Annotated in this window: 5 protein-coding genes; 4 read left to right on the top strand and 1 reads right to left on the bottom strand. The window is 45.3% G+C overall.

Annotated elements, in window-relative coordinates; genetic code table 11:
* The first annotated feature begins 50 nt into the window (after positions 1 to 50).
* On the top strand, positions 51 to 2,912 hold the full coding sequence (locus GQY27_RS12020) for a ComEC/Rec2 family competence protein (protein ID WP_160034625.1): 2,862 nt from the start codon (positions 51 to 53) through the stop codon (positions 2,910 to 2,912).
* Positions 2,913 to 2,999: 87 nt separating this feature from the next.
* Here the strand turns inward: GQY27_RS12020 and GQY27_RS12025 are convergent, their stop codons facing one another.
* A complete protein-coding gene (locus tag GQY27_RS12025) occupies positions 3,000 to 3,911 on the bottom strand; it encodes an SDR family oxidoreductase (RefSeq protein WP_160034627.1) in 912 nt (303 codons plus the stop codon).
* Positions 3,912 to 4,028: 117 nt separating this feature from the next.
* On the opposite strand from GQY27_RS12025, the gene GQY27_RS12030 reads away from it, so the two are divergent.
* From GQY27_RS12030 to GQY27_RS12040, 3 genes are all read left to right on the top strand, one after another.
* Complete coding sequence (locus GQY27_RS12030) at positions 4,029 to 5,030, top strand: helix-turn-helix transcriptional regulator (RefSeq protein WP_160034628.1); 1,002 nt, start codon at positions 4,029 to 4,031, stop codon at positions 5,028 to 5,030.
* A 207-nt stretch (positions 5,031 to 5,237) separates the two neighbouring features.
* Positions 5,238 to 7,859: an exo-rhamnogalacturonan lyase family protein gene (locus GQY27_RS12035; protein ID WP_268893028.1), complete on the top strand. Its 2,622-nt coding sequence runs from the start codon at positions 5,238 to 5,240 to the stop codon at positions 7,857 to 7,859.
* A gap of 9 nt (positions 7,860 to 7,868) precedes the next feature.
* Entirely contained in the window at positions 7,869 to 8,573 is a 705-nt protein-coding gene (locus GQY27_RS12040) for a DUF1961 family protein (RefSeq protein ID WP_160034629.1), read from the top strand.
* The last annotated feature ends 130 nt before the right edge of the window (positions 8,574 to 8,703 follow it).

Raw genomic sequence — 8,703 nt, forward strand, 5'->3', positions numbered from 1 at the left:
AGCTGGCTCTTTATAGGGTTCTTCTTTTCTTTTTGAGGAGGAAAAGGACTTTGAAAGGGAGGCCGCTTGCCTTATTTTGTGTATGCTGGATTATAGGGAGTTCGGCAGCTTATCTCTATAATGGATGGTCCCTGATCAGGATACTCCTCGGAGTCTTATTGCTGCTGGGTATATTTCTCTATTTGCAACAAGTACAAGGAATATATTCGCTAGTTTTGCTAATGGCTGTTCTCGTGTCTTCTTGTTATATGGAGTGGACAGATGTGCGTAATGTGAGCAAACTTCCGACCACGCTTAACGTGATGCCTGCTGAAGTAGTCGGGATGTCCGTTGAGGTGGAGGGGACGATTGCCTCTAAGGTCAAAGTTGACGGAGACCGGGCACAGTTTGTCCTTTCACTTCAGGGTGTTCACCCGCTCGGCTCAGATGATGAGAAAGGAGAAGGTAAATTCTCTGACATTTCGGAAAAGGTACAAGTTCAGATTAAGCTGCTGGAAGAAGGAGAACAAGAGACAGCAGAGAGATGGAAACGAGGAGATCAGATCCATTTTACAGGTACCTTAGAGATCCCGGGGGGAGCGAGGAATTTTGGGAGTTTTGATTATGGACAGTATTTACACCGTCTCCATATTCACTGGCTGCTCAAAGGAAAAGGTGCAGAAGGAATTGCCCATGAGCCTCTTGAAACGTGGTTTAGTAAATATATCGTATTCAGGCTTAGTGACTCAGCGCGAAAAGAACTAGGAAGCCAAATGGAATCTATGTTTGAGGAACCTCATGCGGGATACATGAAAGGTCTTGTGATCGGTATAGGTGATGAGATAGATGCAGATACGTACGGGGATTTTTCTAAACTCGGGCTTACCCATATTCTCGCGATATCTGGAATGCATGTCGCAATTTATGTTTCGGGTCTACTCTTCTTATTATCTCTTCTTCGGCTTAGTAAGGAGACGGCACTTGTTGTGACTTTTCTGCTGATCCCTTTCTATGTATTGTTGTCGGGTTCATCTCCCTCTGTAGTGAGAGCAGGTATAATGTCGATGATGGGACTGTATATGACGAGGCAGGGTCTGATGAAAGATGGGCTCAATATTCTTTGCCTTACGGCGCTTATCATGTTGTGGGTAGATCCATATATGCTGGTAAATGTCAGTTTTCAGCTCTCTTTCTTGGTGACAGCGGGTCTCATGATTTTTGTTCCGCTGCTTCAGCCTCACTTTGATGCTTGGCCCAAGTGGCTGTCAGGAACAGCGGTCATCACTATTGCGGCTCAGTTACTATCTTTTCCGATGACGGTGTTTTATTTTAATCAGTTCTCCCTTTTATCATTTGGTGCTAATTTCCTGCTTGTCAGTTTTATTAGTTTTCTTATTCTCCCGCTCGGCGCACTTGTGCTGCTGCTTGTTTACATATGGGAACCTGCGGTGAAACCGATCGTATGGGTCGTTACTTGGCTGAACCAATGGACTTTTGATTTTGTGAACTGGCTAAATACCTTTGATCAGTTCGTACTTATTTGGGCTAAACCACACTTTATCATTGTCCTTATTTATTATTTATTGCTGTATTACCTCTTCCAACTGCTTAAGGAATGGAAAATAAGCAAACAGCCGCTTCCTTTGAGTTCAGAGGATACGGTTCCGCTCACGCCTCTGCTGCAATCAGTACAGCCGGATGTAAGGAGGAAAAGTCACACTTTTTCTTTTGTGAGTGGATTTGATTCAGTTCGGACTAACGAGAAAAGACAAGGTTTACTTAGCGGTGGGACCCGCCTGCAACAGGTGTTTCAAGCCGTACAGATTTCATCCGCTTGGCCTGAGCTGGAAAGTCTTTTTTCAGTCCAAGGCGCAGGATATTTTGCACGGAAACCATTTACTTTTGTAAAGAGAATCACGTTGATTATCTTGGCTATTGTTTTGTTAGCAGGTCTATCGATTAGTTATCAAGGACCCTATCGCAAGGGGGAAGGAACGGTTGCATTTATTGATGTGGGGCAAGGGGATAGTATGCTGATCACTACGCCTACAGGCAAACATATTCTCGTGGATGGTGGAGGCACCATTCAGTTTGGACAGCAGGCAAGCTGGAAACAGCGAAGAGATCCATATGAGGTAGGGAAATCACTACTCGTTCCACTGCTTAAAAAGCGGGGAGTTCATAAACTCGATGCGGTCATTCTAAGCCATGCCGATCAAGACCATGCCGGAGGACTGAAAGCCGTATTTGAAGATATACCTGTGTCCAAGTTCATAAGTAATGGGACAATAACGGAGAAACCTTTTTATCAAGAACTCATACAGACGGTATTGGAACAAAAAGTGACGATGTATGAAGTTTCTGACGGAATTGAGTATCGCCCTGATGCGGAGACGATCCTATCCTTTATCGCTCCTGAGGAGAATATCCTTCATACATCTTCAGACGATACGGGAGAAATATCCGCACTGCCTGTTCTCGAAGAGCAAAACCATGTGTCTGTTGTATTTCTGATGGAAATGGAGGAGGTATCTTTTCTGTTTTCGGGCGATGTAGACAGTGCTGGAGAGCTGGAAATTTTGGATAGAATAAAAAACTCAGCTGATAAAAACCAATCTACTAACGGGAAGAGCCATACTAACAGTGTCAACGGCAGTAATAACGGTAAAATGTTCCCGATCGATGTACTAAAAGTTGCTCATCATGGGAGCAAATCTTCAACGACGGAAGAATGGCTGAACTACTTTCATCCTCGCCTCTCTGTTATTTCGGCAGGAGTAAACAACACGTATGGACATCCTCACCCGATTGTCACAGAGAGGCTGCAAGACCACGGAAGTGAAATCTTCAGGACGGATACGATGGGAGAAATTCAAATTCGAGTTCGGGATGGGAAGATTCAGACGAGAAGTATTTTAGGCAGTGAGAAATAGAACGAGTATTAAAAAGCCCCAGCACGAGGTCATTCTTTGGCCGGGGTTCCTTCTTTTTTAGTATGAATAGAATAGATTGCATTAAGCTTAACGATATCCTTCAGCGTTTGCCGGTTTTCCCGCTTCTTGTACTTCTTGTAGATAGCGGAAGCAATCGGGCTGTGATCCATCTAGATCTGTAAAATGATATCTCTTTGCCAACTCTCCGCTGGAACAGGAGCTGCCGTTTAGTACATGTTTGTTTTCATCCATCGCTACCGCTGCAACCGCTCGTCCAATATAACGCGGAGATTCAGAGATGATGAAATGCGGATCTTTTTTCGTGCCATCTCTCCAGTTCTCCTCGGTGACACCGAATACTTCAAGCATGATTTCTGAACGCATCCAGCCTGGTGTAATAGCAAGAGCTGTACATTCATGAGGGGCGAGTTCGTGAGCAAGTGACTTGGCCATTCGAATGACAGATTGTTTTGTCAGATCATAAAATAGGGACATTCTGTAGCGATCCTCATTATAATCTGCCGTCCCATCGGTGATTTCTACTACGAGCCCTCCTTTATTTTGAATAAGCAATTTCAAGGCATAGTGGCTTGTAATTAAGTGTGTTTCTACCCCGAGACGAAGCATGCGTAAGCCTTTATCCAGAGAGTGCTGCCACACTGGTGTATCCCACTCCGTCAAGTATTCTCCGCCCCATATATCGTTTACCAGGATATCAAGTTTTCCCTGTTCTTCTTCTATTTGCTCTATTAAAGATGCTACTTGTTGGGGGACTAAATGGTCTACTTGAACCGGGATACCAATCCCCCCAAGTTCAGTTACTAATTCCGCAGTTTCTTCAATCGTTTCCGAACGTCCATATTCTGAAATTTGCTTTTTGGTTGTTCGACCCGTTACGTATACGGTTGCGCCTGCCGCACCTAGTTCCATGGCAATTCCTCGACCTGCTCCGCGGGTTCCACCTGCAACGAGTGCAACTTTTCCCTCTAATGGTTTCATATAGCCTCAGCTCCTATTTGGTAATGAATATAGTATACTCATGAATGTAGACATCTATTGTCATATTAAGAAGTGAAGGGATCATTTCTTTTATATAAAAAGTAAGGGTGATATGCGGTGAGGGCAGATCGATTGATTCGAATTCTTCTGTTATTACAGAACCAAGAGAGATTGACTACGAAGGAATTGGCTCAACAATTGGAAGTGACAGAACGAACGATACATCGGGATATGGAAGCTTTAAGTGTAGCAGGGATTCCTGTTGTAGCTAGGCGAGGAAAGTATGGAGGCTGGCAGCTGATGGAGAATTATCGAACTCGTCTAACGGGGTTGAAAAAAGAAGAAATCATGTCCTTATTTCTATCTCCTTCTCAGCAGCTTCTAAAGGATCTCGGCTATTTACAAGACTGGACAGAAGCCCGGGAGAAACTCATCGCCAGCATTCCAAAGAATCTGCACAGTGAGGTGAAAGATGTTACGAATCGGCTACATATTGATTCTAGTGCTTGGCGTCCCTCTATTGAAGTGATTCAAGTGTTTGAGTTACTGCATCAAGCGGTATGGGATCAACATCAAATAAAGATCGAATATGAACGGGCTGACGGAACGGTGGTTACACGCATCGTGGAACCTTTAGGTTTAGTAGCCAAAGGAAATACGTGGTATGTAGTTGCCGCTTCCGAAGGAGAAATAAGAAACTATAGAGCATCCAGGGTTATTTCTGCTGAAAAGCTAGACGAGCCGTTTGAAAGACCGAATGATTTTCAGTTAGCTAGTTACTGGCAAGAATCAAAACAGCATTTTATTCGTAGTTTGCCGAGTTATGAAGCTCAAGTGAAAGTTTCTCCTGACATTCTAGCAAGACTCAAGTTTACCGGACGGTTTGTAAAAATAGTAGATCTGAAGAAACAAGAGGGATCATGGATTTCGGTTAGGCTAAACTTCGATACGGAAGAGGAAGCAAAGTCATTTATTTTAGGATTTGGTAATCAGATTCGAGTTATTCAGCCTCTCAAGCTAAAAGAACAAGTGATTCAGATGGCGAGGTCTATTATTGATTTTTATAATCATGACGGTGTTCATCCTGAAGAGTCAAAGCCTCGCCATGATGAGTCCTAATTTATCTTATACGAAAAGGATTGTTCCCAAAATGTAGGGAATGATCCTTTTTTATTTTCTGGCCAGTCTAACATTTATAAGCAATCCGTATAGGAGGCGGACAGAATGGAAATCAAAACATTCAATGGCAACGTGAAGGACGATCTGTAAAAGGATAGTTGAACTAGAATAGTGAATTAAATAGAGAGAGAAAGGAGGCGAGCATGATTGAGTTCACAAAAGTCTGTTAGTCTTCGTTGGCTGAAGGAGTCGGCGAAGATGCCTGTCGGCGTGACATGGGGAATTCCATGGAGGGAAGGCGAGCTTACCCGGGAAGAGCCACTTTCGCTCTGGGATAGCAAAGGGAAAGAAGTACCGGTGCAAAGCTGGGCAACGGCCTATTGGCCGGATCGCAGCGTCAAATGGACTGCGCATGCAGCTGTAGTGGGAACTGGAAGTGAAACAGAAGGAAATAGTGACTATACGATTGCCAAGGGCAAGACAACTGAACCAGCTCAAAAGATTACCGTGGAAAAGATCGATACTTCCTTCGTCATCGATACGGGAATCATCAAATGCGCGGTTGCTAGGCAAGGTTCTGCTCTGATTCAGTCCATTACCCGCAGCGGGATTGAACTGTGCAGTCATGGGGAGCTAGTCTGCATCAAGGAATTGATATCATCGGAAGCCGCAGGCGTGAAGGTTGTCCGCGAAGAGAAGTTTCATAGCGTTATCAGTAAAACTGTCGTGGAACAGGATGGTCCCATCCGGGCTGTTGTCAAACTGGATGGCAAGCATCGCAGTAGGTCAGGAGGTCTTGAATGGCTGCCCTTTACCATTCGTCTTTATTTCTATGCTGGGCAGGAAACGATTCGTATCGTCCATACACTGCTCTATGATGGAGATCCCAATGAAGACTACATTAAAGGAGTGGGTATTGCTTTTTCCGTTCCAATGAGAGGACCGTTATATAACCGCCATGTCCGGTTTGCGGGCGACAGCGGTTACTTCAGTGAATCGCCTAAGACGCTGCGTACAAGGCGTACCCAAGGGAAATATCGTGAACTGTTTGAAAAACAAACGAATGGTGAAAATGTGTATTTTCACCCCGATGAGGATGCTTATTTTATAGGTTTACTTCATGACTCTGCTACATGGGATGATTTTAAGCTCGTGCAAGACAGTGCCGAACATTATAGGATCTCTAAGCGGACAAAAGAGGAGTGTTGCTGGCTGAAGGCAGTAGACGGGCGGCATTCCAGTGGACTCGGCTTTATTGGGAGTGAAGGCGGTGGAATTGCAGCAGGCCTGCGGAATTTTTGGCAAAAGTGCCCGTCAGGACTGGAACTTACTCATACGTCACGGGATCAGGCTTCTTTTACCGTGTGGTTTTGGTCACCAGATGCACCCGCTATGGATCTGCGTCATTATGATACGGAAACACATGTTGAATCTTCCTATGAAGGAGCTGAAGAGCTAAGAGCAACTCCTTATGGGATTGGTAATACGAGTGAGTTGATGTTGTGGTGCGTTTCCGAAACACCCGGGACAGAGTTGCTGGAAAAGATGACAGCTGAACTGGAGTCTCCTTCGCTGCTTGTATGTGAGCCTGCCTATTTGCATGAAGTGCGTGCTTTCGGTATATGGAGTCTTCATGATCGAAGCTCCCCTTCAAAAGCTTATTTGGAGGATCAACTGGATGGTGTTGCGGCATTCTATCAGCGGGAAGTTCAGCAACGGGGCTGGTATGGATTTTGGGATTATGGGGATTTCATGCACAGCTACGATCCTGTCCGCCATGTATGGAATTACGATTTGGGAGGTTGTGCCTGGCAGAATACGGAGCTTGTGCCGAATATGTGGCTGTGGGTTCTCTTTCTGCGTTCCGGAAGAGAAGATCTGTTTCGTCTCGCCGAAGCGATGACTAGGCATACAAGCGAGGTCGATGTTTACCATTTTGGAGAGTACGCTGGTCTTGGCTCTCGTCATAACGTGGTCCACTGGGGATGTGGCTGCAAGGAAGCACGCATTGGGATGGCGGGACTCCACCGGTATTACTATTACTTGACGGCTGATGAACGGATTGGTGATATCATGGACGAAGTGAAGGATTCAGATTATACAACGGTCCATCTCGACCCAATGCGTGCTTATTTTCCGAAGGACGAGCATCCAACACATATCCGGGTGGGCCCAGATTGGGCAGCATTCAGTTCCAACTGGATGACGAGATGGGAGCGTTATGAAGATACCGCATATCGAGACAAAATCCTTACCGGCATTAATAGCATCAAAGCAGCACGATACGGTCTGATCTCTGGACCCACTTATGGATACGATCCGAACACGGGCCGTTTAACCCCGATGGGCGACGATAATTGGGGTCGCCATTTGATGATTTGTATGGGAGCGCCGCAGGTATGGTTCGAATTGGCTGGCTTGCTGAAAGGTCCGATTTGGGAACAAATGATGGCTGAATTCGGTGTCTACTACAACCTGTCACAGGAACAGAAAGATACCATCACCTTTGGTGAGGTTAGTACGAATCGGTTTGCACATCCCGTTCTTAGCATTGCGATGGTTGCTTTTGGCGCGTACTATAAGCAGGACAGGTCCACCGCTGAGCAAGCATGGTCCATTTTGCTGGACAACTCCTATGCCCGTGTTCAATTGCAGGATGAAGCAGTGCAGGCTGTGCATGTTGGGCCGCTTGAAGAAATCGATTGGATTAATACGAACGAAGCTGCTCAGTGGTCACTCAACACGATAATTAGTTTAGCCCTTATAGCGGAGCATTTACCGGAAATACACCGAATTGAAAAGGAAGATCATACAGTGCTTAAGGAGTGAGGGTATAGGATGAGCGTATTAATTCCAAAGGAATGGAGCCTCATTTATGAGAATCGCCTGGCATCCCCTGAAGAAGTGAAATCATTTCGGATGGAAGGTGATGGAGCTGTTACCTTTGCGATGAAACGAATGAGACTGGAGAGCGTAAGGGACCACAAAGAAGGGCAAAAGGCGAACCTAGTATTCTGGTGTGAGAAAGAGTTTCCGGCCGATGTAGCAGTGACTTGGGATTTTTGGCCGATTCGGGAGCCGGGGCTTGCCATTTTGTTTTTCTCTGCTTCGGGCGAAGGAGAAAAAGACCTATTTGATCCTTCCCTTCCTGTACGAACTGGCGAATACGATCAGTACCATCACGGTGCGATGAACGCGTTGCATGTTAGTTATTTCCGTAGAATGTGGCAGGAGGAACGCAGATTTCATACGTGCAATTTGCGTAAAAGCTATGGATTCCACCTCGTTGCACAAGGTGCTGACCCTATTCCTTCCGTGCTTGACAGTGATGGGCCGTACCGGATGCTTGTAGTTAAACAGGGCCCGAAGATCACATTTGCCATTAATGATTTGCCCATATTTACGTGGGAGGATGACGGCGTTACTTACGGTCCATTACTAGGAGGCGGCAAAATCGGATTTCGGCAAATGGCACCATTTATAGCGGAGTATAGCAATTTGGAGGTATATGGCCTCCTACGTGAGGACAGTAACGAACATTAAAATAACTACTTACACTGTTTAAATAAGAGAATGTCAGCTGATTTATCATAATAATTAATTTAAGCCTCGGAGAAGATCTTGAACTGAACCCTATTAAGTAGACAGTTTTAAAAAAAGGATGTGCCGCTAT

Source organism: Paenibacillus sp. An7, from assembly GCF_009870785.1.
Lineage (GTDB): Bacteria > Bacillota > Bacilli > Paenibacillales > Paenibacillaceae > Paenibacillus.